The sequence below is a fragment of the Baia soyae genome, assembly GCF_004341445.1.
GTDB classification, from domain to species: Bacteria; Bacillota; Bacilli; order Thermoactinomycetales; family Thermoactinomycetaceae; genus Baia; species Baia soyae.
This window is the reverse complement of sequence record NZ_SLXV01000004.1, coordinates 87,696-111,402: the sequence shown is the minus strand read 5'-3', so window position 1 is coordinate 111,402 and position 23,707 is coordinate 87,696. Positions and strand designations below refer to the sequence as shown.

Sequence of the window (23,707 nt, the reverse complement as noted above, 5' to 3'; positions counted from 1 at the left end):
AAAGCTATCCCTCCATGTAGTCGATTCTATATAATTAGAATTCGACAAAAAAGACCGCAAACCTTGTCTATAAAATAGACTTTGTCTGCGGTCTGAAAGGAGTGACTGTAGTCATATGGTCACTCCTTTTTCCTTTATTTACAATAATCAGGGAATTCTTGCGTGAATGTCTGTGTAACTTGGGCATACTCTTCATCTGGAATTTCGTTGATTTGTTGATCATGAATATAGAAAAAATACAGGTCTTCAGAAGGATCGTAGGGATTGTAGTACATACCAACTAACTGATCGTGATAGAGGAAAGTGGCTCCTAAGAGGGTAGCTAAGGTTCCGGTTTCGGTATGTAATACTTGAAAAAAGATAGGAAGTATTTCATCAAAGACATGTTCTTGGTACATTTCTCCTGGATCGAGAAGAGTTAGATTTTCTCCTTCTTCTTTTATAACGAGGTAAAGATGCTTCCGGTGGTCTTTTTCCCATAAGAGGAGTAAGTGTTTTACATTTCGATGGATAAATAAATACTGTTCACGAGTTTGAAAGTGTATATTCAAGTGGAACCTCCTATACTAAGATTACCGTGATGGGATTTTCAATTGGCCATTCCCCATTTTCGAGGGTAACAAACCATGGTATACTTATCAATGGTCTTGACGGAGCGAAAGGAGGTAATTCAATATGGGTTCCCAAGTTCATCAAAGCCACTATGAAGTTGAAAATAGTGAGTATGATTTTGATGATTTCATGATAAGCGCCTCTGTTGTAGGTGGTTTATTTTTCGTCATTTTCATAGGTGCTACAGTGATGCAATTGCTTTGGAGATAGGAAATAATTACAGGTTCAGGGTATCGGCCAGATGCCCTGAATTCTCTTGGCAACGCTTTCGGCATGAGCTATACTGGCAAAAGAGCCAGTGATGTACGGTTCGCAGTTTGTTTGAGAAACTACATAAATAAGTTATCTAAACAGTTTGGCTGTAATGATTAGACTGGGGGATCGGGTATGAATGTACATGAGTACCAAGGTAAGCAATTACTAAAAAAATATGGAGCCATTGTCCCAAATGGCCATGTTGCATTTAATGCAGATGAAGCAGTAGAAACTGCTGAAAAATTAGGTGGCAAGCTTTGGGTTGTAAAAGCACAAATCCATGCAGGCGGACGCGGAAAAGCAGGTGGCGTGAAGCTAGCTCGTAGCCTTGATGAAGTTCGTGCTTATGCGAATGAATTGCTAGGTAAAATTTTGGTTACTCACCAAACTGGACCAGAAGGCAAAGAAATAAAACGCCTCTTGATTGAAGAAGGTTGTCCGATCGAAAAGGAATACTATATCGGTGTGGTCATTGATCGCTCTAGCAATGCCGTTGTGATGATGGGTTCTGAAGAAGGCGGTACGGAGATTGAAGAGGTGGCTGAGAAGACACCAGAAAAGATCTTTAAAGAAGTAATCGATCCTGCCGTTGGGATGTCACCATTCCAAGCTCGTCGTTTAGCATATAACATCAATATCCCAAAAGATAAAGTAAATCAAGCAGCGAAATTTATGCTTGGCCTATACGAAGCATTTGTATCAAACGACTGCTCTCTTGCTGAAATTAACCCTCTCGTAACGACTAGTGATGGTAGAGTAATGGCGCTTGATGCAAAATTAAACTTTGATTCAAATGCACTATACCGTCATAAAGACATCCTAGAACTTCGTGATTTGAACGAAGAAGATCCAAAAGAGATCGAAGCGTCTAAATTCGACTTGAGCTACATTGCATTGGATGGAAACATCGGTTGCATGGTAAACGGCGCAGGTTTAGCGATGGCGACGATGGATATCATCAAACATTATAGTGGCGATCCAGCTAACTTCCTCGATGTAGGTGGCGGTGCTACAGCAGAAAAGGTTACCGAGGCCTTTAAAATCATTCTTTCGGATGAAAAAGTAAAAGGAATCTTTATCAATATCTTTGGTGGAATTATGAAGTGTGATGTAATCGCTGAGGGTGTTGTGGAAGCAGTGAAACAAGTAAACCTAAGTGTTCCACTTGTTGTTCGCTTGGAAGGTACCAACGTTGATCTTGGTAAGAAAATCTTGAATGATTCGGGTCTACCGATCGTAGCGGCTGACTCCATGGCAGACGGAGCTCAAAAAATCGTTCAACTCGTAGCACAAGCCTAATAGATAAGTAGCAGAGGAAAGGTGGATTTCCGTGAGTATTTTTGTAAATAAAGATACAAAGGTCATTACCCAAGGGATTACAGGAGCAACTGGTTTATTCCATACCAAACAAGCGGTTGAGTATGGCACGAACATCGTAGGTGGCGTAACTCCTGGTAAAGGTGGAACAGAGGTAGAGGGCATCCCAGTATTTAATACTGTACAGGAAGCTGTTAAAGCTACAGGAGCAACTGCATCAGCCATTTACGTAGCAGCTCCATTTGCCGCAGATGCGATTATGGAGGCGGTAGATGCAGGTCTTGACTTGGTCGTATGTATCACAGAAGGAATTCCAGTACTCGACATGGTAAAGGTTCGCCGTTACATGGAAGGGAAGAAAACCCGTCTGATCGGTCCGAACTGTCCAGGCGTTATCACACCAGATGAGTGTAAAATCGGTATTATGCCAGGCTACATTCATTTGAAAGGGAATGTGGGAATCGTATCCCGTTCCGGTACGTTGACTTATGAAGCGGTTCACCAATTGACTACTCGTAATATTGGACAATCTACAGCGGTTGGAATCGGTGGAGACCCCATCAATGGAACGGATTTCATCGATGTGTTGAAAGAATTCAATGCAGATCCAGAAACCGAAGCGGTTATCATGATTGGTGAGATCGGTGGAACAGCTGAGGAAGAGGCTGCTGAATGGATCAAGGCAAATATGACCAAACCAGTAGTCGGATTCATTGGCGGACAAACTGCACCAGAAGGAAAGCGTATGGGTCATGCGGGCGCGATTATCTCTGGCGGAAAAGGAACAGCTGCTGAAAAAATCGCTACTTTAGAAGCTTGTGGTGTGGGGGTCGCTCCTACTCCGGCAGTAATCGGTGAAACGTTGGTTAAGGTTCTCGAAGGAAAAGGCATTTTAGATAACTTCATCGTAAAGAAATAACATCTGCTTTTCTAAGAAGACCTGCTTAAGCAAGCTAGGTCTTCTTTTTTTATAGAAATGGATGAAGGGAACGTGTAAAGATGAAGGATGTTAGTGGACTAATCGGTTTACACCGGATTTTGGGAGCAGGATGGCACTTGATTGATAAACTCGTACGAGTCGGCTGGACTCCTGATCAAGATGTCATACCGTATTTGGATATGATAAAAGATCAGAGGGTTCCAGCTAGTACATATCAGCGTATTAAGCAAACGTGGAATCAAGAGTGGAGTAAGCGAGTGATCGCAGAACTGCGAATGAAACGAATTGAAGTTATGACTGTATACGATGCTGACTATCCCGAACTCTTACGCGAAATCCCGCAACCTCCTTGGGTTTTGTATCTACGAGGAGATCGTCAATTAGCAAATGAGACTTGTTTTGCGATGGTGGGGACACGGAAGCCGACCCCCTATGGGAGAAAAATCACAAAGCAATTGGCCGAGCAGTTTGTACAAGCTGGCTTAACAGTAGTAAGTGGAATGGCTACCGGAATTGATGGGGATGCTCATCATGCTACCTTAGAGTCTGGCGGGAAGACGATTGCAGTGCTAGGAACCGGAATTGATGTGGTATATCCCAAAAATCATGTCAGGTTATATGAAAAGATCGTCCAAAAGGGCTTGGTCCTATCAGAATCACCCCCTGGTACAGGAGCAAATCCCGGACTATTCCCACAACGGAATCGGATTATTAGTGGATTAAGTTTGGGAACGGTTGTGGTAGAAGCCGCAGAGCGTAGTGGATCGTTGATTACAGCTGAATGTAGTATGGAGCAAGGCCGAGAGGTCTTTGCGGTTCCTGGACCAGCTACATCTGAGCAGAGTGGAGGGACGATCCAGCTCATTCAACAAGGTGCGAAATGCATTCGGCATATTGGAGATGTGTTGGAAGAGTATGCGCAATTTGCAACAGCTGTTACAATGGAGCGAAATCTTGTTGGGCTAAAAAAAGAGAAGGACCAGCTACGATCACTAACTGAATATGAAAAAATACTCTATCGAGAGCTTTCGAATGAGCCAATTTCTCTGCAAAGATTAATGGATGAAGTGGGGCAAGTCCTGTCCATCTCACAGGTTCATCCTGCTCTCATCATGTTGGAAATGAAACAGTTAATCCAGCAGTTGCCGGGAAATCGATATATTCGAATCTAGGTCAAAAAAGTTGCTTTTTGTTTTTACCATCTGGTATGGTAACAATTATGAGCTTGAAAACAGGGTTTATAACCTAAAGAGGGGGACGCAGGGTGGCAGATTCATTAGTAATTGTAGAGTCTCCTGCCAAAGCCAAGACGATCAGTAAATATCTGGGTAAAAATTATATTGTGAAAGCTTCCATGGGACATGTACGGGATTTACCAAAAAGTCAATTGGGAGTAGATGTGGAAAATAATTTTGAACCCAAATATATCACCGTTCGGGGAAAAGGAGATCTGCTGAAAGATCTTCGTGATGCGAGTAAAAAAGTAAAAAAAATCTATCTCGCAGCTGACCCGGATCGTGAAGGAGAAGCGATTGCATGGCATCTCGCTCATTACTTGAAAGTTGCTTTGGATGAGGAATGTCGAGTGGTATTTAATGAAATTACCAAACAAGCAGTGAAAGAAGCATTTAAGAAACCTAGAAAAATCAATATGGATCTGGTGAATGCACAACAAGCTCGCCGAGTGTTAGATCGATTAGTCGGGTACGGGATTAGTCCGCTCTTGTGGAAGAAAGTTCGAAAGGGCCTTTCTGCTGGACGTGTACAGTCGGTAGCAGTCAAATTGGTTTTGGATCGTGAAAAGGAGATTCGTTCCTTTGTACCCGAAGAGTATTGGACCGTAACGGCACACCTGTTGGCGGAGAAAGATGAACCATTTGCAGCGAAGTTTTATGGATATGGAAAAAAGAAAGTGGAACTAAAGTCAGATCAAGAAGTAAATGAATTACTTGATTCCATAAAAGGAAAGCGCTTTACTGTGGAAGAAGTAAAGAAGACAGATCGAAAACGGAATCCTTCCCTTCCTTTTATCACAAGTACTTTGCAACAAGAAGCTGCGCGCAAATGTAACTTTCGCGCTCAAAAGACCATGTCTATTGCCCAACAGTTGTATGAAGGAATTGATCTGGGTAAAAAGCAGGGGACTGTGGGCTTGATTACGTATATGCGCACGGATTCAACACGGATTTCACCCACTGCGCAAGATGAAGCAAAGCAATACATTACGGATCAATTTGGCTCGTCTTACTTGCCAAGTTCACCACGCGTCACGAAGAGTAAATCAGGAGCACAAGATGCACACGAAGCCATTCGTCCGTCATCGGTTTTTCGTACTCCAGACGATTTAAAAGGCTCTCTATCCCGCGACCAATATCGTCTTTATAAATTAATCTGGGAGCGTTTTGTCGCAAGTCAGATGGCTTCTGCTGTGATGGATGTGATTACCGCAGACCTACGAGCTGGAGATGCTTTATTCCGTGCTACGGGCTCTAAGGTGAAGTTTCCTGGATTTATGAAAGTATACATAGAGGGCACGGACGATAAGAAGAAAGAAAAAGAAGATGATGATGTTGTGATTCCGCCGCTTGAGCCGGGTCAAGTGGTTAAGAAGAAGAAAATTGATCCGAAACAACATTTTACACAGCCACCACCACGTTACACAGAGGCTAGATTGGTCCGAGCATTAGAAGAGAATGGAATTGGACGACCGAGTACGTATGCGCCTACGCTGGATACGATTCAAAAGCGTGGCTATGTTTTACTAGAGGAGAAGAAGTTTGTTCCTTCTGAGCTGGGTGAGATTGTCATTGAGATGATCAGCGAGTTTTTCCCTGAGGTTCTCAATATCGAGTTTACAGCTAATATGGAGCAAGATTTAGACCTCGTAGGAGACGGCGAGATTGACTGGGTTGCCATTTTAGATCGATTCTATGAAAAGTTTCGAGAGCGTTTAACATTCGCAGAATCGGAGATGGCAGAAGTAGAGTTGCAGGATGAGGTCTCAGATGAAGAGTGTGAGAAATGTGGTCGCTTAATGGTTTACAAACATGGTCGATTCGGTAAGTTTTTGGCTTGCCCAGGATTCCCAGATTGCCGGAATGCGAAGCCCATTTTAAAATCAACAGGAGTTGTTTGTCCGACTTGCAAACAAGGGGAAGTAGTAGAGAGAAAGAGTAAGAAATCTCGTGTGTTCTTTGGTTGTAGTCGATATCCTGATTGTGATTTTGTTTCGTGGGATCGTCCGGTTAGCCGTCCTTGCCCAAGATGCCAAGGTTTGATGGTTGAGAAGAAGAAAAAGAAAGAATCGATGCTAGTTTGTACGGAATGCCATTACGAAGAAGAGAAGAATTAGGGAATAACGACACAGGCTAGTAATAAACATCTTGGAGGGAGAAAGAAACCCATGCAGAAAGTAACAGTAGTAGGGGCAGGTCTTGCAGGAAGTGAGGCTGCATGGCAGATTGCTCAGCGGGGAGTACCTGTTCGTTTGATTGAGATGCGTCCTGTCAAACGGACTCCCGTACATCGCGGGGATCAGTTTGCTGAGTTAGTTTGCAGTAACTCTCTACGCGCAGCCGGATTAACAAATGCGGTAGGTATTTTAAAAGAGGAAATGCGTCAGTTCAACTCGCTCATTATGAAAGCGGCAGACAAACATGCCGTACCAGCAGGGGGCGCTTTAGCTGTAGATAGAGAAAATTTCTCGGAAGAAATTACGCGGACCTTGCATGAGCATCCCATGATTGAAGTGATCAAGGAAGAGGTAACGTCTATTCCAGAAGGTCCAACAGTGATCGCTACGGGTCCGCTTACATCGGCAATGCTTTCGGAGCAGTTAAAGAATCTTACAGGTGAAGAATACCTATACTTCTATGATGCAGCCGCTCCGATTGTGGAGAAAGAAAGTATCGATATGAATAAAGTCTTTCTTGCTTCTCGTTACGACAAAGGCGAGGCGGCCTACCTCAATTGTCCGATGAATGAAGAAGAGTTTAATCGTTTCTACGATGCCTTAGTGGAGGCGGAGGTAGCTCCTTTAAAAGAGTTTGAGAAGGAGATTTACTTTGAAGGCTGTATGCCTGTTGAAGTGATGGCGAAGCGTGGCAGGAAAACATTGCTATTTGGTCCTATGAAACCAGTAGGATTAAATGATCCACATACAGGGAAACGTCCTTATGCAGTAGTCCAATTACGTCAAGATAATTCAGCAGGCACTCTCTTTAATTTGGTTGGCTTTCAAACACATTTAAAGTGGGGGCCTCAAAAAGAAGTGATCCAGCTGATACCGGGATTGGAAAATGCAGAGATCGTTCGATATGGAGTTATGCATCGGAACACGTTTATTAACTCTCCAAAAGTTCTACATTCGACCTATCAATTCCGAAATCGGGAAGATCTGTTCTTTGCTGGGCAGATGACAGGCGTGGAGGGATACGTGGAGTCAGCTGCTTCTGGTCTACTTGCTGGAATCAATGCGGCCCGTCTGATACAGGAAAAAGAGTTACTCACTCCGCCTGCGACTACAGCCATCGGTAGCCTAGCGCACTACATAACCACAGCCGATTCAAAACACTTCCAGCCGATGAATGCCAATTTTGGCTTATTTACCGAGCTACCCGAAAGAATCCGCTCTAAAAAAGAGCGTGCTGAGAAGTATGCAGAGATTGCGTTAAACGAGATTAGAGCTTTTGCTACGAATGTAAATGAATCATAAATAGCTAGTCCACAAACAAGCTTTATGGGAATCGAGAATCCGAAAGGATGTAAAAAAACATGGAACAATTTCATGCTACGACGATATTTGCCATTCGTCATAATGGGGAAGCAGCCATTGCCGGTGATGGACAAGTGACATTTGGTAATCAGATGATTATGAAACATGGAGCTAAAAAAGTTCGTCATCTTTATAAAGGAAAAGTACTCGCAGGCTTTGCTGGTTCCGTAGCAGATGCGATTACTCTCTTCGAAAAATTTGAAGGGCGTCTAGAAGAGTTTCATGGGAATATTGCCAGAGCTGCTGTGGAATTGGCCAAAGAATGGCGTATGGATAAGGTGTTACGTAATCTAGAGGCTATGTTAATTGTACTAAATAAAGATCAAATATTACTGGTTTCTGGTAATGGGGAAGTGATCGAACCAGATGATGATGTTTTAGCAATAGGCTCGGGTGGAAGCTTTGCCTTGTCAGCTGGTCGTGCGTTAAAGCGTCATGCTACTCATATGAATGCGAAAGAAATTGCTCACGCAGCTCTAACAATTGCCAGTGAAGTTTGTGTCTTTACGAATAGCAACATCACCGTGGAAGAGGTGTAGTGGATGTCAGTGACCGAACGAAACCAGAAAGAAAGCTGGACTCCCAAGCAAATCGTCGAACAACTAGATAAACACATCATCGGGCAGACAGAAGCAAAACGTTCTGTAGCAATTGCCTTGCGTAACCGCTATCGCCGTAGCCTGCTAACGGAAGAGATGCGAGATGAAATTGTACCAAAAAATATCTTAATGATGGGTCCTACTGGTGTAGGAAAAACAGAGATTGCCCGTCGTCTTGCTAAGTTGGTAGGAGCCCCTTTTGTAAAATTAGAAGCGACTAAATTTACTGAAGTTGGCTATGTGGGTCGAGATGTGGAATCCATGATCCGCGACTTGGTAGAAGTGGGCATTCGCATGGTGAAGGGCGAACGTCTTGAACTGGTAAAAGAGCGAGCAGGGCAACTGGCCAATGAACGGATTGTAGAACTGCTTGTCCCAGAGAAGAAAAGTGATGCTGGATTTAAAAACCCTTTGGAGATGTTCTTCTCTGGCAATAACCAAAATGAGCAATCTTCTCAAACTAACTCTACGGAAAAAAATCGTGTACTCCAAAAGCGTCGTGATATACAAGCAAAGCTTGAGCGTGGAGAATTGGAAGAGCAGATGATTGAGATTCAGGTAGAGGAACAGATGTCTCCAATGCTTGATATGTTTGCAGGTGCTGGTGGCGATCAAATGGGGATGAATATGCAAGAAATGTTAGGCCAATTCATGCCCAAGAAGAAGAAAAAGCGTCGTCTTTCGGTAAAAGAGGCGAGAGAGGTACTGACTCAAGAGGAAGGTCAAAAGTTGATTGATATGGACCAAGTGGTTCAAGATGCGTTGGATCGTGTGGAGCAATCAGGGATTATCTTTCTTGATGAGATTGATAAGGTTGCTGGCAAAGATCAACGTGGCCCAGATGTTTCCCGCGAAGGAGTTCAACGCGATATTCTCCCGATCGTGGAAGGATCGACCGTACAAACCAAATATGGCCCAGTTAAAACGGATTATATTTTATTCATCGCGGCAGGCGCTTTCCACGTATCAAAGCCATCTGATCTCATTCCCGAGCTACAGGGGCGTTTTCCGATTCGGGTAGAATTAAAAGATCTAACTGCTGATGACTTTGTTTGTATCCTGACAGAGCCGAAAAATGCTTTGATCAAACAGTACACAGCCTTGCTAGAAACAGAAAATATCCGCGTTAGTTTTACCGATGAAGCAATTCATGAAATTGCAAAACTAGCACAACATGTGAACTCTACTACCGAAAACATTGGTGCTAGACGCTTGCACACCATCTTGGAGCGTTTACTCGAGGAGCTTTCTTTCGAAGCACCCGATATTTATCTTGAAGAAATTTCCATCACACCCAAGTATGTACAAGATCGCTTAGGATCGATTGCCGAGGATCGAGATTTATCTCAGTATATCCTTTAATTCACTTCGGAACTTATTTTATCTGGACCATAGCTTGCAAGAACCCCCACTTCGTGGTATAGTCATCATTGGTGTAAAAACACACACGTTGAAGTAGGAGTTAGTGGTGCCCTAAGTGGTTTCTGGCTCTTTTGATCTTCAGCGGAGGTATAAAAACCAAGGAGGAAACAAACATGGCAGTAGTATCAATGAAGCAACTACTCGAAGCAGGTGTACACTTCGGTCACCAAACACGTCGTTGGAACCCGAAGATGTCAAAATTTATCTTTACAGAACGTAACGGGATCTACATCATCGATCTTCAAAAAACCGTTAAAATGATGGAACAAGCATATGCTGGCGTTCGTGATATCGCAGCAAATGGTGGTACTGTACTTTTCGTAGGTACCAAAAAACAAGCACAAGAAGCGGTAAAAGAAGAAGCGATTCGTGCAGGTCAATACTTTGTAAATCATCGTTGGTTGGGTGGAACTCTTACTAACTTCGGAACAATCCGTAAACGTATCGACCGTCTTCATGAGTTAGAGCGCATGGAAGAAGACGGTACTTTCGAAGTACTTCCTAAAAAAGAAGTTGTATTACTGAAAAAAGAACATGAGAAATTAGAAAAATTCCTCGGCGGAATCAAACATATGAAGAAATTGCCAGATGCAATCTTCATCGTTGATCCACGTAAAGAGCGTATCGCAGTTGCGGAAGCTCGTAAATTGAACATCCCAATCGTTTCGATCGTAGATACTAACTGTGATCCAGATGAAGTGGATTTCATTATCCCAGGTAACGACGATGCGATTCGTGCAGTTCGTTTGTTCACTGGTAAAATCGCCGATGCGATCATCGAAGCGCGTCAAGGCGAAGATCAAGGTACAGAAGAAGTAGCCGCAGTAGCAGCTGAGTAATCGAGAATCAAAAAATGGGGTGGCTTGGCTAGTCCTTGCCTCCTCTTTTTCATAAAAGAAAAGAAAAATTTTCTATACATAAGGAGGACGATTCATCATGGCAATTACAGCAGCTATGGTAAAAGAACTGCGTGAAAAGACAGGCGCAGGGATGATGGATTGTAAGAAAGCATTAAACGAAACCGAAGGTAACATGGAAAAAGCAATGGAATATCTTCGTGAAAAAGGAATTGCCAATGCTGATAAAAAAGCAGGTCGTATCGCAGCTGAAGGTGTAGTAGAATCCTACATCCACGGTGGCGGCCGCATTGGTGTGCTTGTAGAAGTAAACTGTGAAACTGACTTCGTTGCAAAAACGGACGAGTTCAAAAGCTTCGTAAAAGATGTTGCTATGCAAATCGCTGCGATGAACCCACAGTATGTACGTCGTGATGAAGTTCCTGGTGACGAAGTAGAAAAAGAGCGTCAAATCCTTCGCCAACAAGCGCTTCAAGAGGGAAAGCCAGAGGCAATCGTTGATAAAATGGTAGAAGGTCGTCTAACCAAACACTTTAAAGATATCTGCTTGATGGATCAAGTGTTTGTAAAAGATGGCGAAAAAACGATTGAGCAAATGGTAAAAGAGCAAATTGCACGTATTGGTGAAAACATCTCGATTCGCCGTTTTGTTCGTTATGAACTTGGCGAAGGTCTTGAAAAGCGCGAGGATAATTTCGTAGAAGAAGTTATGTCTCAAGTCAATAAAGGCTAATGACAGATGTATAGGGAACACTTACCTAATGTGTTCCCTTTTTTTGCAAGCACAAGGAGAATGGAGGCATCATCATATGAGTACTCCCAAATACAGACGGGTAATTTTAAAGTTAAGTGGAGAAGCGCTTGCTGGTGAGCAGGGATATGGTTTAGATGCCAAAGTGCTTTCGTCTATCGCATCTCAAATCAAAGAAGTGGTAGAATTAGGAGTAGAAGTAGCGGTTGTAGTTGGGGGTGGAAACATCTGGAGAGGAATCTCTGGTGCCGAGTCAGGCATGGACCGTGCAACTGCTGACTATATGGGGATGCTGGCAACTGTGATGAATTCACTAGCACTGCAAGATGCACTTGAAGCTCAAGGACTTCCAACTCGGGTCCAATCAGCTATTGAGATGCGTCAAGTAGCGGAGCCATATATTCGTCGTCGGGCGATTCGCCATTTAGAAAAAGGGCGCGTGGTGATCTTTGGAGCAGGATTGGGTAACCCGTTCTTCTCTACGGATACGAATGCGGCGCTTCGTGCGGCAGAAATCGAAGCAGAGATGATCCTAATGGCGAAAAATAATGTGGATGGTGTATATAATGCAGATCCTCGTTATCACCCCGATGCGGTTAAGTATGAGTCACTTACATACCTAGATATCGTGAACCAAGGCCTCGCTGTGATGGATTCAACTGCGTCTACCTTGTGTATGGAAAATGAAATTCCATTAATCGTGTTTAATCTCTCTGAAGAAGGAAATATTCGTCGTGTCATTCTGGGTGAAATGATTGGTACGGTTGTAAAGGGGAGCAATTAATAAATGGTGAATCAAGTACAAAAGCAAGCAGAAGAAAAAATGGATAAAGCGATTCAAGTGCTTAAGAAAGATTTGATGACACTTCGAGCGGGACGTGCAAATCCAGCAATTTTAGACAAAGTTATCGTAGAATACTACGGTAGCGAGACGCCTTTAAATCAATTAGCAAACATCTCAGTTCCAGATCCACGCTCTTTGGTTATTCAGCCATGGGATAAAACCGCATTGGCTGAGATCGAGCGCTCTATCTTGAAATCGGAGCTTGGACTTACTCCAAACAATGATGGAAACATTATTCGCATCAACATTCCTGCATTGACTCAAGAGCGTCGTGCTGAATTGGTGAAATTAGCTCGTAAGATGGGTGAAGAAACCAAAGTTGCGATTCGTAATGTGCGACGTGATGCAAATGATGACGTCAAAAAGCTAGAAAAAAATGGTGAAGTTCCAGAAGACGCGGCTCGTCGTAGCTCAGAGGACATTCAAAAATTGACAGATCGTTTTATCAAAGAAACAGACGCTGTCGTAGCTTCGAAAGAGAAAGAAGTTACCGAAATCTAATCGATCTGGGTGTTACCCCTTCAGTCCCCTGAGGGGGTTTTTATGCTATGATGATGAGAAAAAGAGCTTGCCGGCGGAGGAGAACATATGCTAGAAACGATTAAGCGCTGGATGGGATCTGCTGAAAATAAAGGGGAACTAACCCTTGAGCAATTAACAAAAGAAGTTCGTAAGAATCCGATTCCTCGTCACATTGGTTTCATAATGGACGGTAATGGTCGTTGGGCTAAAAAACGAGGACTTCCTCGAACAGCGGGTCATTTGGCCGGAATGAAAAGGGTACGTGAAATCATTCGTTCTGCTGATGAGATTGGAATCGAGGCGATTACTCTTTACTCTTTTTCAACTGAGAACTGGAAACGTCCGAAAGAAGAGGTCGAGTATTTAATGAAGTTGCCGATCGAGTTTTTGAAGTCTGATCTTCAAGAATTAATCGATCGCAATGTTCGTGTTCAAATGCTAGGAGGGAAAGAAGAGACTCCTACGTCTACCTACCAAGCCCTTGTTGAGTTTGAAGAGAAAACGAAAGACAATACTGGTCTTATATTAAATTTTGCTATTAATTATGGTTCTCGTGACGAGATTCTTCAAGCGATTCGAGAGATTATAGATGAAGTGCAAAACGGCAATATTGATAAAGAGCAAATAGATGAACAAGTAGTGAATCAGCATCTGCTTACCCGTGGCTTGCCAGATCCAGATCTCGTGATACGTACGAGCGGAGAGATGAGGATCAGTAACTTCTTATTATGGCAAATTGCTTATAGTGAACTTTGGTTTACGGAAGCACTGTGGCCTGATTTTGGCAAAGAAGCTTTCTATCAAGCAATCTATGACTTCCAGAACCGCAGTCGGCGCTACGGGGCAGTTTGATCAAACAAGGAGAACGCCAATGAAACAACGTGTAATAACAGGAGTCTTAGGAGCGGGTGCGTACCTTGCCCTATTATTCTTAGGAGCATCGTGGTACTCGGGACTACTAGCAGTACTCGCTACCCTTAGCTTTCTTGAATTTGGACAGATGAAGTTAGGTCAGTGGAAGGGCCCGCATGTACTATTAGGACTTTTATTAGTTTGGTCTATCTTATGGAATAGTGTATCTGTTTTTCTAAAAATTCCTGTCCCTTCCATTTTAACGTTTCCTAATCTATGGTTGCTAGGAATTGTCCTCTTTTTTGTTTTGATTGTGTTAAGTAAGAATAAGGTTACGATTGATCACATTGCGTATCTATCGTTAGGTGCGCTTTATATTGGATATGGATTTGCCATTATGATCGAAACGATTTGGCAAAAAAATGGACTTGCCTTAACGTTGATGGTTCTATTTACTACATGGGCAAGTGATTCAGGTGCCTATTTTGTGGGAAAACGATTTGGTAAACGTAAATTGTGGCCTGCCATCAGCCCGAATAAAACGATTGAAGGTTCTCTCGGTGGTGTTTTGGTCGGTACTTTGTTAACCCTAGTAATCGGCTTGTGCTATGATCTTGGTCAAATTCCCACTCTGATTGGATTAGGTATTATTATTTCTTTCGTTGGCCAGTTTGGGGATTTGGTTGAATCAGCTATTAAGAGAACCACGGGTGTGAAAGACTCAGGCAATATATTACCTGGGCATGGAGGAGTATTTGACCGATTTGATAGTCTGATTTTCACCTTCATTATCTTACGATTGATCGAGGTCTTATAACGAAAGAGGGGTCTGTGGTATGTCAGAAAAACTAGCAATACTTGGTTCTACAGGCTCTATTGGGACTAGTACACTAGAAGTAGTACGTGGACAACGTGAGGAGTTTGAAGTAATTTCTCTTTCAGCAGGATCAAATGTAGAGTTAATGATTAAGCAAATTCGTGAATTTCATCCGAAAGTCGTTTCGATGGCTTCTCGTGAGGCAGCGGAGCGTGTTCAAGCAGAAGTAGGGCCCTATGTACAAGTACTCTGGGGAGAGGAAGGGTTGCTTGAAGTGGCTACCCATCCAGAGGCAACTTATTTGGTATCTGCTTTGGTTGGTAGTCAAGGACTACGCCCTACCTTAGCCGCGATACAAGCAGGGAAAAAGATCGGTCTTGCTAATAAAGAAACACTTGTAACGGCTGGACACATTGTAACGACAGAAGCCCAGAAAGCAAATGTTCCTCTGTTGCCCATTGATAGCGAACATTCTGCTATTTTTCAGTGTTTAAATGGGGAGAGTATGTCTGATGTAGAACGTCTTATCATCACGGCTTCAGGAGGCTCATTCCGCGACCGATCTCGGACAGAACTAGCGAATGTCACAGTGGAGGATGCGTTAAAACATCCAAACTGGGCGATGGGCGCTAAAATAACGATTGATTCTGCGACGATGATGAATAAAGGCCTTGAAGTAATTGAAGCACACTGGTTATTTGAGCTTGATTATGACAAAATTGATGTATTGTTGCATCCGCAAAGTATCATTCATTCATTGGTTGAGTTTCAAGATGGAGCTGTCATGGCTCAATTAGGTACACCTGATATGAAAGTGCCAATCCAGTATGCGCTTACGTTTCCAAATCGATTACCCGTTCAAACGACCAAGCTGGATTTGGCCAAGATTGCAACACTAGATTTTCGAGAGATGGACTTCGATCGATATGTTGCTTTGCGGCTTGCTTTTGAAGCGGGCCGAGCAGGTGGAACGATGCCTACTGTATTAAATGCAGCGAATGAGGTTGCCGTGGCTCGTTTTTTACGCAATGAAATTCCATTTCTAGCGATTGATCGAATAGTAGAGCTTACACTCGAATCTCATCAAAGTAGTGTAAATCCTACTTTAGAGGAAATTGAAGAAGCAGATAGTTGGGCTAGGAGATTTGCTGCGAGTCAAATAATCCCTGTTCTCGGTTAGAACATAAGGAGTGAAACGATGGGAAATTTTTTGTATTACGTTGCTGTGTTTATCCCTGTCCTCAGCTTATTAGTGTTTATTCATGAATTAGGGCATTTTCTTCTTGCGAAGCGCGCTGGAATATTAGTTCGCGAATTCGCCATCGGTTTCGGCTCCAAAATTTTTTCTTGGCGCAGAGGAGAGACACTATATTCCATTCGTCTCTTACCGCTGGGTGGGTATGTCCGCATGGCTGGAGAAGAGCCAGAAACAGTTGAAGTGAAAGCGGGAGCACATGTATACGCCTCTTTAAATGAGCTGGGAAAATTGGATCATATGTATCTCTATGAGCCAAATCACTCCATAGGCAATATAGTAGCAGGCCGTGTGGTAGAGGTTGATTTAGAGCGTAAGCTATATGTAGTTCTCGAAAATGATGAGGGGAACGAAGCTCGTTATGAGCTTGATCCCAAGATGTTTCTTCATTTTGATGAGAAAAGTGAAACACAAATTGCACCTTGGGATCGTCAATTTGGCTCCAAAACAGCTGGACAAAAGGCATTAGCTATTTTAGCTGGTCCTGTTTTTAATATCATTTTGACGGTAGTTTTATTTGCGATTTATATTGGAATCACTGGTGTTGAACACAGACTGTATGTTGAAAAAACAGTAACAGGTAGCCCAAGTGCAACTGCGGGCATCCAATCCGGTGACATTATTACCAAGATTAATGGGAAAGATGTTCCTACTTTTGATATGTTCAAATATCAAATTTTAGAGTCGCAAGGAAGTGAAGTAAAACTAACTGTCGACCGGAGTGGTCAGCAGTTAGAAATTCCACTCCAGCCAGAGAAAAAAGTAACCCAAAGCGGAGATGTGATTTATCAAGTTGGCATCGATTTTAATAGCGAGAAGGGGAAACGACCTGCCACGATTGGCGAAATAGTAAGTGGTGGTTTTACTCTTACATATGATTGGATCAAAGTGATCGGAGATGGTTTCTATAAACTATTTACCTTCCAACTATCGCTGGAAAACTTAGGTGGCCCGATCCAGATGGGAACGATTACGGGACAAGCCGCACAACAGGGTGTTGATATCGTAATCAAATGGATGGCGATTCTTAGCTTAAACCTTGGATTGTTTAACCTCCTGCCTATACCAGCACTAGATGGTAGTCGACTTCTGTTTATTGGAATCGAGGCACTTCGAGGGCGCCCGGTGAGTCCAAATATCGAGAGTATGGTTCATTTTGTGGGATTTGCGCTATTAATGATGTTGATGCTTGTCGTGACTTACAACGATATAGTAAAATTAGTCTTTAAATAGACGAAAATCCTAGGGATGTGGGTCTAGATGCTCACATCCCTCCTTGTATGATTGAACGAGAGAATAGTAGAAATAGAGGGGAATTTCATGAGACAACAACATGCCTTAATTCCTACCCTGCGTACGGTAGGAGAAGCTGAGATGATCAGCCACCAGCTGTTATTACGTGCTGGCTTTATTCGCCAATTAGCGGCCGGTATTTATAATTATCTCCCTCTTGGTAAACGTGTACTGAATAAAGTGGAACAAATTGTACGTGAAGAGATGGACGAGATTGGAGGACAGGAGCTATTGATGCCTGCCTTGAATCCGGCTGAACTTTGGGAGGAATCGGGCCGCTATGAAACGTATGGTCCCGACCTAGTAAGATTGCAGGATCGCCATGAACGTTCCTTTATCTTAGGGCCTACGCATGAAGAAACGGTTACGGATATTGTACGTAATGAGATTAATTCTTATAAAAAGCTTCCTGCTACGCTTTATCAAATTCAAACCAAGTTTCGTGATGAGCGCAGACCTCGTTCTGGCCTACTTCGTGGTCGCGAGTTTCTGATGAAAGATGCGTATTCGTTCCACGCAGACCGAGACTCTCTTGATGCTACCTATGAAGATATGTATCGTGCTTACACCAATATCTTTACTCGTCTTGGAATGGACTTCCGTGCTGTAGAGGCGGATTCTGGTGCTATTGGAGGTAAAGGGACACATGAGTTTATGGCGTTATCTTCTGCGGGTGAAGACTACGTTGCGATCTGTGAGTCCTGTGATTATTCGGCTAATATAGAGATGGCAGAAGTAGTGGGTAAGTTTCAAGTCTCTTCAGTAGAAGGAGTGGCCTTCGAAAAGGTAGCGACGCCAGGAAAAGGTTCCATTCAAGAAGTGGCTGACTTCCTCGAAATCAATCCAAGTCAACTTGTGAAGAGTTTACTCTTTATGGTGGATGAGAAGCCTGTGTTAGTATTGGTTCGTGGTGACCACGAAGTGAACGATGTGAAGATCAAAAACTTCCTCGATGCCACGATGGTTGGATTGGCAGACGGAGCAACCGTGCGCCGAGTTACAGGTACAACACCTGGCTATGTAGGACCTGTCTCTCTTCAGGAAAAGGTAATGATTTTAGCAGATCAAGCCATTCAAGGGCTTTCAGACATGGTAGTGGGAGCGAATGAAAAAGATACGCACCTTCTCCATGTACAAGCTGGTCGTGACTTCGATGTCGATCACTATGTAGACCTTCGCAATATCCAAGAAGGAGATGCCTGCCCACGTTGTGGAGGGGTTATCAAACTAGTAAAAGGAATTGAGATCGGACATATCTTTAAGCTAGGTACCAAATATAGTGATGCTATGAAAGCTAAATTCCTTGATCAAAATGGCAAAGAGAAATCGGTGATCATGGGTTGCTATGGAATTGGGATTTCTCGGGCGATGGCCTCAGTAGTAGAGCAGCATCATGATGAAAATGGAATTGTCTGGCCTGTGTCAATTGCTCCTTTCCATGTGCATTTAATTGCAGTCAACATGAAAGACGAGGCACAACGCGAAGCAGCGGAGAAGCTATACCAAGAGTTACGCTCAATGAAAATCGAAGTATTATTCGATGATCGTTTCGAACGTGCTGGTGTAAAGTTTAAGGATGCCGATTTACTAGGGATTCCGGTTCGCGTAGTTGTGGGATCCAAAGCAGAATGCGGTGTGGTGGAGATGAAAGCTCGCCGTACTGGACATAGTGAAGAAGTATCGCTTTCAGAAATTCGAAATCTGGTTCCTGAATGGTTAGAAAAGGCAGATCAAAAGTAACAAGATATAGTGAAAATAAAAAAGCTAACGATTGAGGGCATTCATCAACCTGTTAGCTTTTTTATTTTGATGGATTATATGGTTTTATTTCAATTTAAATATCATAAACTCGTTACAGGTGGGGAAAATCGTGTTGAATACAGTTTCCGTTACGGAACCGTTGAAGGTCACTCCGAAGATCTCGAGATTTCGGGCTGTTTTTGCTTGGGTCACGATGATGATTCTTTGGATGTTCCTTTTTATTGATTTTGTTTTTATCGATGTGACTTATACAAAAGAGCATCTTTGGAGATTTACGCATTTGCCAATATATATCGATGATATTGAGATTTTTCGAATAGGTATGAATATTGGTTTGGTCACGTTTTTACTATTTTTTATCTTAGGAATCATAGAGAGATTTGATTTAGAATCACAAACCGCTCATCGGTTAAGATGGATCGATTTTGCTGTTTTTTGTAGTTGGATTTATCTTGCTTGGTATATAGAAATGTATGTGCCTCTAAATTTTCTATTGTTCTTTACGGCTTGTATAGTAGTTGGGATTTGCTTACATTTCAAGCAACTATCTGTGATCGGTTTTCAGGCTCCTGTCCAAAAGAGATTACTACTTCTTATCGTGTTGGGTTCGCTTTTGTATATGCCCATTGTGGATGGTTTAGGATTTGAGGTTACGACTGCACTTGGAATTGATACATATTCGGAACGCGAGGAATGGCTTACGGAATCCCTTCAACTGCTAGGTAAAATAGGGGATGAGGGCAAAATAGCTAGTGCATTACTATCTTTTTGCATCAGCTGGGTAGCTATCTGCTTAGTAGGACCGATTGGCGAAGAAATCATATTTCGAGGATACTTACAGACTCTATTCACTCGTCATGTAGGAAAAGTTTGGTCCATCTTGATTACATCTATTATTTTTTCACTCTACCATATTGATGTTCCTTACTTCTTGGTTCTTTTTCTAATGGGTATTATTTTAAGTTTGGTTCGTGAGATATTTAACTCCGTTTGGGCAGCTAGCGCGTTACATATATTTGGTAACACGGTTAGTTGTATGTACGACGTGTTTTCCTGGTAACAGTTTTGTTGTTTGATGGGAGGAGACTTCTTGGATGTAGTGTTTATTACAGAATCTCAATATCAGAAATTAACAAATGCTCCCGAAGACTCTAAATATAGAGCTGTATTTGCTTGGATGACGATGATTTGCTTTTGGAGCACTCTTTTTATTCGTTTTTTGTTTATTGAGGTAACGTATACGGATGAGAACCTTTTAAGATTTAGAGAAGTACCACCAGATGATTTGGAGGCTTTGCTGTGCCTCATGCTTTATATATTGGGTTTCCTTACATTTTCACTCTTTGTTATATTCGGATTCACGGAGCGATTTTATCTAGAACGTCGAATGATTCATCGATTAAGGTGGGTGGATTTAGCTATTTTCTGTAGTTGGATTTATGTGCCGTGGCTTATAGAAAATATATATAATACCCGGATGATCTTGTTTTTCACATCTTGTGTGATTGTAGGGCTCTGCTTAAACCGAAAGCGATTCAGACTAATTGGGTTCCACGCCCCGATCAAAAAAACACTTCTATTCTTTGCAATCATTTTTGCTTTTGGATTGATACAAGTTGTACAATCCGTAGGAATTTATATCAATAGCTATTTGGGAATTGATCAATATTCAGACCGTGAAAACTCGATTAAAAATTCGTATCAAATGAACACAGATGCTACGATGAATGCATTTTCGTCTGTAAGTAGTTCTTCTGCAAGTTCGAATGCGGCTTTGACATTTTTAGCGGTATGTTTATTAGCACCCATTGCAGAAGAAATTTTATTTCGCGGATACTTACAAACGTTGTTTACCCATTATGTAGGTAGAATTTTTTCGGTTATCCTTACAGCACTTCTTTTCTCTCTCTATCATGTGGATGTAGCTTCCTTTTTCCCTCTCTTTTTTACAGGAATTATTTTTGGGATATTTCGCGAAGTATTTAAGTCTGTATGGGCGGCTAGTGCACTTCATATGTTTATGAATATGTTGTTTAGTCTGTTTTTTTAGCTTGTGCCGAATGTATTTGTAGGATAGAATAGATAAAATTTACCTATTTTTGAATAAAAGGAGTCTATTTATGGAATTAATTATTCGCAGGGCACAAGTTTCAGATGCAGAGAAATTATTAGATTATGGAAGAAATATAGCAGAAGAGTCTCCTTACCTCATCATAACCCCAGAAGAGATGAAAGTGGAAGATGTAGCTTCAGAAGAAAAGTGGATTAAAAGCTTTGAGGCAAGTGGAAACGTATTACTTGTGGCTGAGATAGAAGGAGAGATTGTCGGTTCACTAAATTGCAATCGTCTGAGACGTTCTCGTGTTCGTCATATTGGAACGATGGGGATAGCGGTTCGAAAATCGTACTGGAATCAAAAGGTTGGAACTAAATTAATAGAAGCATTATTTGAATGGGCAAAAGAGAATGAAATGGAAGAGATTCAACTAACTGTTATAAAACACAATGACCGTGCGAAACACGTTTATCAAAAATTAGGATTTAAAGTCATAGGAGAAAGGCCACGAGCGATGAAATATGAGGATGGAACGTATGCAGATGAGATATTGATGAGCTATTATCTTGTCTGATAATGTTGATTGCGTGCTTTTTAATGATACGATTGATGAGAAAAGAGTGGGTGCTTACCCACTCTTCAGACTGTAGACTGGATCTATGTCGAGTTAGTGGACAGAAAATAATAGACAATCAAACTGCTATGTGTGAATGGAGGAAATCCTCCATTTGTTGTGGGGTTTTGTAACCAATCCCACTGTGAATACGATTTCGATTATAACGGCCCTCAATAAATTGAAAAATTCTAATTTTAGCATCCTCGTAAGAATGCAGGGTGGTTAAGTAGACAAATTCCTTTTTGAAGATAGCATGAAAGCTTTCAATAGGAGCATTATCATAGGGACATCCTTTGGCTGAGAAGGATTGCTTAAAGCCATTCGTATTTACTGTGTGACGATATTTGTTGCTGGTATATTGGCTTCCGCGGTCAGAATGAAGGATGCATCCCTTAGCTGGTTTCTGAGTTGCTATGGCATGATCGAGAGCTTGCAATACACATTCTTTGTCCATCGTTTTACTGAAATGCCAGCCGACAATTTTATTGGTTGCTAGATCCATAATAGAAGCAAGATAACACCAACCATCGCGGGATGTGTGGACGTAAGTGATATCACTTACCCACTTCTCGTTTCGCTTGGATGAATGGAAATCCCGTTTTAATAGATCTTGTCCACCTTGATAGACCTTTCGATCCGACCTGAAAGGTCGATATTTCTTTAGTACTACCGGAGTCCTAGTCGTCTCATGATACGTTGAATACGCTTGAGACTGTAGACGAACGGCAAGGCATTCATTCGCTTCAACTCTGCATATATTTTGGGAGCACCGTAGATCCCTTTTTGCGCATGGTAAATGCGCTTGATCTCACGTTCAAGCTGCCTATTTTCACATTGGAACCGTCCTGATTTACGAGGAGATGTACAGAAATAATAGCTACTCCTGTGAAGTCCTAAGACTTCACAAACCGTTCGAAGAGGGTAGGAGCGATTTTGGGATTTCACGAAATAAGCAAGTTTTGTGGGGCCTATCTCTTGGCGAATATGGTCATAGCCTTTTTTAAAATACCATTCTCCATTTCAAGTTGTCGAATGCGAGCCTGGAACTGCTTTACATCCAAAGAAGTAACGGACTGTTGACCGACTGAGATCTCTTTTGCATCGTTTACCCACTTGTAGATTGTTGCTCTGCTAATACCATATTCGCGTGTTATTTCTGCTCCAGATTTGCCATTGTGATAAAGCTCAACGATTGTATCTTTAAATTCTTGGGTGGTGTTTGCTCATCGGGGGCCACAACCTTTCAGGTTTTATTGTATCTGTCTTTTTGGTTGTGTCCACTACCTTATACTAATACCAATACGAATACATCATAAAGTTAAATTGTTTTGAGCTTCTTGTAGTTACCAAGGTTCATTCGAGAAGACAAATTCTCTATGATGACGCTCATTTAGTACAATTTCTTCACTGACAGAATTTCCATGAACATCATAGATATACTTATACATTCGCAGAATTTCTAATAAATTTCTGTTTATTTCGTTAAATTTGTTGTTTGCTTCATTTACATCCGGATATTCTCGATGAAGATTTCCTATAAGGAATGGAGGATGAAAAGAGAGGTATAAAGTTGGCTTTTCTGACTCTAAAAATTCTTCCATGGCCGGAACTAAGAAGTATTCACTTCCTTCGACATCCATTTTTATAAAATTCAAATCATTGATATTGTACTTGTTCATTAAATCACTTATAGTAATACCTTCTACTGTATATGAATCATCTGAACCCGTTGGCATAATACTAGACATGGAATTACCAAAGGCACCATTACTATATAAATTAATAGTTTCTGATTTTCCAGATAGGGCGGCATTAATGGGAGTTGTCTTTGAAGAGAGTAGGGGGTTTAAATCTAGATTTTGTTTGAATTCCGCAAAAGCAACTTGATCAGGCTCGATAGCATATACATGTTTGGATAAGTGTGCTCCATATAAAGCTGTGGGTCCAACCCAGGCGCCTATATCGAGATAGGTGTGGTCCACACTTAAAAATCTGTCTAGAATGTTAAATGTATGCTCTTCCCAACCATTACTACCCATTAAATTCCATACAAGTTCGCTATGTGGACTGGCTATCACGTTGAATTGTGCTGTTCTTTTAGAAACAGACCTTGTACTCACTATTAGCCACACTCCCCTTGATTTAATTGGAAAAGCTTGACCAC

Annotated in this window: 24 protein-coding genes and 1 pseudogene; 20 read left to right on the top strand and 5 right to left on the bottom strand. The window is 42.0% G+C overall.

From position 1 onward, the window contains the following. Positions 1-134: 134 nt before the first annotated feature. Complete coding sequence (locus EDD57_RS02560) at positions 135-551, bottom strand: hypothetical protein (protein WP_131847913.1); 417 nt, start codon at positions 549-551, stop codon at positions 135-137. Positions 552-675: 124 nt separating this feature from the next. On the opposite strand from EDD57_RS02560, the gene EDD57_RS14295 reads away from it, so the two are divergent. The 20 genes from EDD57_RS14295 (at position 676) to EDD57_RS02465 (ending at position 21,501) form a co-directional block, all read left to right on the top strand. After that, positions 676-822: a hypothetical protein gene (locus EDD57_RS14295; RefSeq protein WP_165873642.1), complete on the top strand. Its 147-nt coding sequence runs from the start codon at positions 676-678 to the stop codon at positions 820-822. A 177-nt stretch (positions 823-999) separates the two neighbouring features. Next, the gene (gene sucC / locus EDD57_RS02555; protein WP_131847912.1) at positions 1,000-2,166 is read left to right on the top strand and encodes an ADP-forming succinate--CoA ligase subunit beta; all 1,167 of its coding nucleotides are present in this window, start codon (positions 1,000-1,002) and stop codon (positions 2,164-2,166) included. A 31-nt stretch (positions 2,167-2,197) separates the two neighbouring features. Beyond that, positions 2,198-3,103: a succinate--CoA ligase subunit alpha gene (gene sucD / locus EDD57_RS02550; RefSeq protein ID WP_131847911.1), complete on the top strand. Its 906-nt coding sequence runs from the start codon at positions 2,198-2,200 to the stop codon at positions 3,101-3,103. 80 nt (positions 3,104-3,183) lie between these two features. Beyond that, positions 3,184-4,296 carry a DNA-processing protein DprA gene (dprA, locus tag EDD57_RS02545; protein WP_131847910.1) on the top strand — a complete coding sequence of 371 codons (1,113 nt, stop codon included), beginning with the start codon at positions 3,184-3,186 and terminating at the stop codon, positions 4,294-4,296. A 92-nt stretch (positions 4,297-4,388) separates the two neighbouring features. After that, entirely contained in the window at positions 4,389-6,476 is a 2,088-nt protein-coding gene (topA, locus tag EDD57_RS02540) for a type I DNA topoisomerase (RefSeq protein ID WP_131847909.1), read from the top strand. A gap of 51 nt (positions 6,477-6,527) precedes the next feature. Beyond that, complete coding sequence (gene trmFO, locus EDD57_RS02535) at positions 6,528-7,838, top strand: FADH(2)-oxidizing methylenetetrahydrofolate--tRNA-(uracil(54)-C(5))-methyltransferase TrmFO (RefSeq protein WP_131847908.1); 1,311 nt, start codon at positions 6,528-6,530, stop codon at positions 7,836-7,838. Positions 7,839-7,897: 59 nt separating this feature from the next. Continuing rightward, positions 7,898-8,437 (top strand): ATP-dependent protease subunit HslV, encoded by a 540-nt coding sequence (hslV, locus tag EDD57_RS02530; RefSeq protein WP_131847907.1) that lies wholly within the window; start codon positions 7,898-7,900, stop codon positions 8,435-8,437. Positions 8,438-8,440: 3 nt separating this feature from the next. Next, complete coding sequence (gene hslU / locus EDD57_RS02525) at positions 8,441-9,859, top strand: ATP-dependent protease ATPase subunit HslU (protein ID WP_131847906.1); 1,419 nt, start codon at positions 8,441-8,443, stop codon at positions 9,857-9,859. Between the two features lie 173 nt (positions 9,860-10,032). Then, complete coding sequence (gene rpsB, locus EDD57_RS02520) at positions 10,033-10,758, top strand: 30S ribosomal protein S2 (protein WP_131847905.1); 726 nt, start codon at positions 10,033-10,035, stop codon at positions 10,756-10,758. A 97-nt stretch (positions 10,759-10,855) separates the two neighbouring features. Further along, complete coding sequence (gene tsf, locus EDD57_RS02515; RefSeq protein ID WP_131847904.1) at positions 10,856-11,509, top strand: translation elongation factor Ts; 654 nt, start codon at positions 10,856-10,858, stop codon at positions 11,507-11,509. A 76-nt stretch (positions 11,510-11,585) separates the two neighbouring features. Continuing rightward, positions 11,586-12,311 carry a UMP kinase gene (gene pyrH, locus EDD57_RS02510; protein ID WP_131847903.1) on the top strand — a complete coding sequence of 242 codons (726 nt, stop codon included), beginning with the start codon at positions 11,586-11,588 and terminating at the stop codon, positions 12,309-12,311. A gap of 3 nt (positions 12,312-12,314) precedes the next feature. Beyond that, positions 12,315-12,872: a ribosome recycling factor gene (gene frr, locus EDD57_RS02505; protein ID WP_131847902.1), complete on the top strand. Its 558-nt coding sequence runs from the start codon at positions 12,315-12,317 to the stop codon at positions 12,870-12,872. An 87-nt stretch (positions 12,873-12,959) separates the two neighbouring features. Next, positions 12,960-13,745 carry an isoprenyl transferase gene (locus tag EDD57_RS02500; RefSeq protein ID WP_131847901.1) on the top strand — a complete coding sequence of 262 codons (786 nt, stop codon included), beginning with the start codon at positions 12,960-12,962 and terminating at the stop codon, positions 13,743-13,745. Positions 13,746-13,764: 19 nt separating this feature from the next. Then, complete coding sequence (locus EDD57_RS02495) at positions 13,765-14,562, top strand: phosphatidate cytidylyltransferase (protein WP_165873641.1); 798 nt, start codon at positions 13,765-13,767, stop codon at positions 14,560-14,562. 19 nt (positions 14,563-14,581) lie between these two features. Continuing rightward, on the top strand, positions 14,582-15,742 hold the full coding sequence (locus EDD57_RS02490) for a 1-deoxy-D-xylulose-5-phosphate reductoisomerase (protein ID WP_131847899.1): 1,161 nt from the start codon (positions 14,582-14,584) through the stop codon (positions 15,740-15,742). Between the two features lie 18 nt (positions 15,743-15,760). Next, on the top strand, positions 15,761-17,050 hold the full coding sequence (gene rseP / locus EDD57_RS02485; protein ID WP_131847898.1) for an RIP metalloprotease RseP: 1,290 nt from the start codon (positions 15,761-15,763) through the stop codon (positions 17,048-17,050). Positions 17,051-17,137: 87 nt separating this feature from the next. Continuing rightward, a complete protein-coding gene (locus EDD57_RS02480; protein WP_131847897.1) occupies positions 17,138-18,850 on the top strand; it encodes a proline--tRNA ligase in 1,713 nt (570 codons plus the stop codon). Between the two features lie 130 nt (positions 18,851-18,980). Beyond that, positions 18,981-19,931, top strand: a complete 951-nt coding sequence (locus EDD57_RS02475) for a CPBP family intramembrane glutamic endopeptidase (protein WP_131847896.1) — start codon at positions 18,981-18,983, stop codon at positions 19,929-19,931. 39 nt (positions 19,932-19,970) lie between these two features. Next, positions 19,971-20,921: a CPBP family intramembrane glutamic endopeptidase gene (locus EDD57_RS02470; protein WP_243649417.1), complete on the top strand. Its 951-nt coding sequence runs from the start codon at positions 19,971-19,973 to the stop codon at positions 20,919-20,921. 70 nt (positions 20,922-20,991) lie between these two features. Next, positions 20,992-21,501 (top strand): GNAT family N-acetyltransferase, encoded by a 510-nt coding sequence (locus EDD57_RS02465; RefSeq protein ID WP_131847894.1) that lies wholly within the window; start codon positions 20,992-20,994, stop codon positions 21,499-21,501. Positions 21,502-21,619: 118 nt separating this feature from the next. Here the strand turns inward: EDD57_RS02465 and EDD57_RS02460 are convergent, their stop codons facing one another. The 4 genes and pseudogenes from EDD57_RS02460 to EDD57_RS02445 all read right to left on the bottom strand — a co-directional run bounded on the left by EDD57_RS02460 (position 21,620) and on the right by EDD57_RS02445 (position 23,663). Then, complete coding sequence (locus tag EDD57_RS02460) at positions 21,620-22,300, bottom strand: IS3 family transposase (RefSeq protein WP_131847893.1); 681 nt, start codon at positions 22,298-22,300, stop codon at positions 21,620-21,622. Beyond that, positions 22,210-22,488 carry an IS3 family transposase gene (locus EDD57_RS15095; protein ID WP_165873639.1) on the bottom strand — a complete coding sequence of 93 codons (279 nt, stop codon included), beginning with the start codon at positions 22,486-22,488 and terminating at the stop codon, positions 22,210-22,212. Before EDD57_RS15095 ends, EDD57_RS02460 begins: the two co-directional genes overlap by 91 nt. A gap of 23 nt (positions 22,489-22,511) precedes the next feature. Continuing rightward, positions 22,512-22,745, bottom strand: a pseudogene (locus tag EDD57_RS15090) (transposase); the annotation flags it as partial. 141 nt (positions 22,746-22,886) lie between these two features. Further along, the gene (locus EDD57_RS02445) at positions 22,887-23,663 is read right to left on the bottom strand and encodes an FkbM family methyltransferase (RefSeq protein ID WP_243649414.1); all 777 of its coding nucleotides are present in this window, start codon (positions 23,661-23,663) and stop codon (positions 22,887-22,889) included. Positions 23,664-23,707: the final 44 nt, after the last annotated feature.

Coding starts and splice junctions, on each gene's coding strand:
- EDD57_RS14295 (WP_165873642.1), top strand. CDS start 676: ATGGGTTCCCAAGTTCATCAAAGCCACTATGAAGTTGAAAATAGTGAG.
- sucC (WP_131847912.1), top strand. CDS start 1,000: ATGAATGTACATGAGTACCAAGGTAAGCAATTACTAAAAAAATATGGA.
- dprA (WP_131847910.1), top strand. CDS start 3,184: ATGAAGGATGTTAGTGGACTAATCGGTTTACACCGGATTTTGGGAGCA.
- trmFO (WP_131847908.1), top strand. CDS start 6,528: ATGCAGAAAGTAACAGTAGTAGGGGCAGGTCTTGCAGGAAGTGAGGCT.
- hslV (WP_131847907.1), top strand. CDS start 7,898: ATGGAACAATTTCATGCTACGACGATATTTGCCATTCGTCATAATGGG.
- hslU (WP_131847906.1), top strand. CDS start 8,441: ATGTCAGTGACCGAACGAAACCAGAAAGAAAGCTGGACTCCCAAGCAA.
- rpsB (WP_131847905.1), top strand. CDS start 10,033: ATGGCAGTAGTATCAATGAAGCAACTACTCGAAGCAGGTGTACACTTC.
- tsf (WP_131847904.1), top strand. CDS start 10,856: ATGGCAATTACAGCAGCTATGGTAAAAGAACTGCGTGAAAAGACAGGC.
- pyrH (WP_131847903.1), top strand. CDS start 11,586: ATGAGTACTCCCAAATACAGACGGGTAATTTTAAAGTTAAGTGGAGAA.
- frr (WP_131847902.1), top strand. CDS start 12,315: ATGGTGAATCAAGTACAAAAGCAAGCAGAAGAAAAAATGGATAAAGCG.
- EDD57_RS02500 (WP_131847901.1), top strand. CDS start 12,960: ATGCTAGAAACGATTAAGCGCTGGATGGGATCTGCTGAAAATAAAGGG.
- EDD57_RS02495 (WP_165873641.1), top strand. CDS start 13,765: ATGAAACAACGTGTAATAACAGGAGTCTTAGGAGCGGGTGCGTACCTT.
- EDD57_RS02490 (WP_131847899.1), top strand. CDS start 14,582: ATGTCAGAAAAACTAGCAATACTTGGTTCTACAGGCTCTATTGGGACT.
- rseP (WP_131847898.1), top strand. CDS start 15,761: ATGGGAAATTTTTTGTATTACGTTGCTGTGTTTATCCCTGTCCTCAGC.
- EDD57_RS02480 (WP_131847897.1), top strand. CDS start 17,138: ATGAGACAACAACATGCCTTAATTCCTACCCTGCGTACGGTAGGAGAA.
- EDD57_RS02465 (WP_131847894.1), top strand. CDS start 20,992: ATGGAATTAATTATTCGCAGGGCACAAGTTTCAGATGCAGAGAAATTA.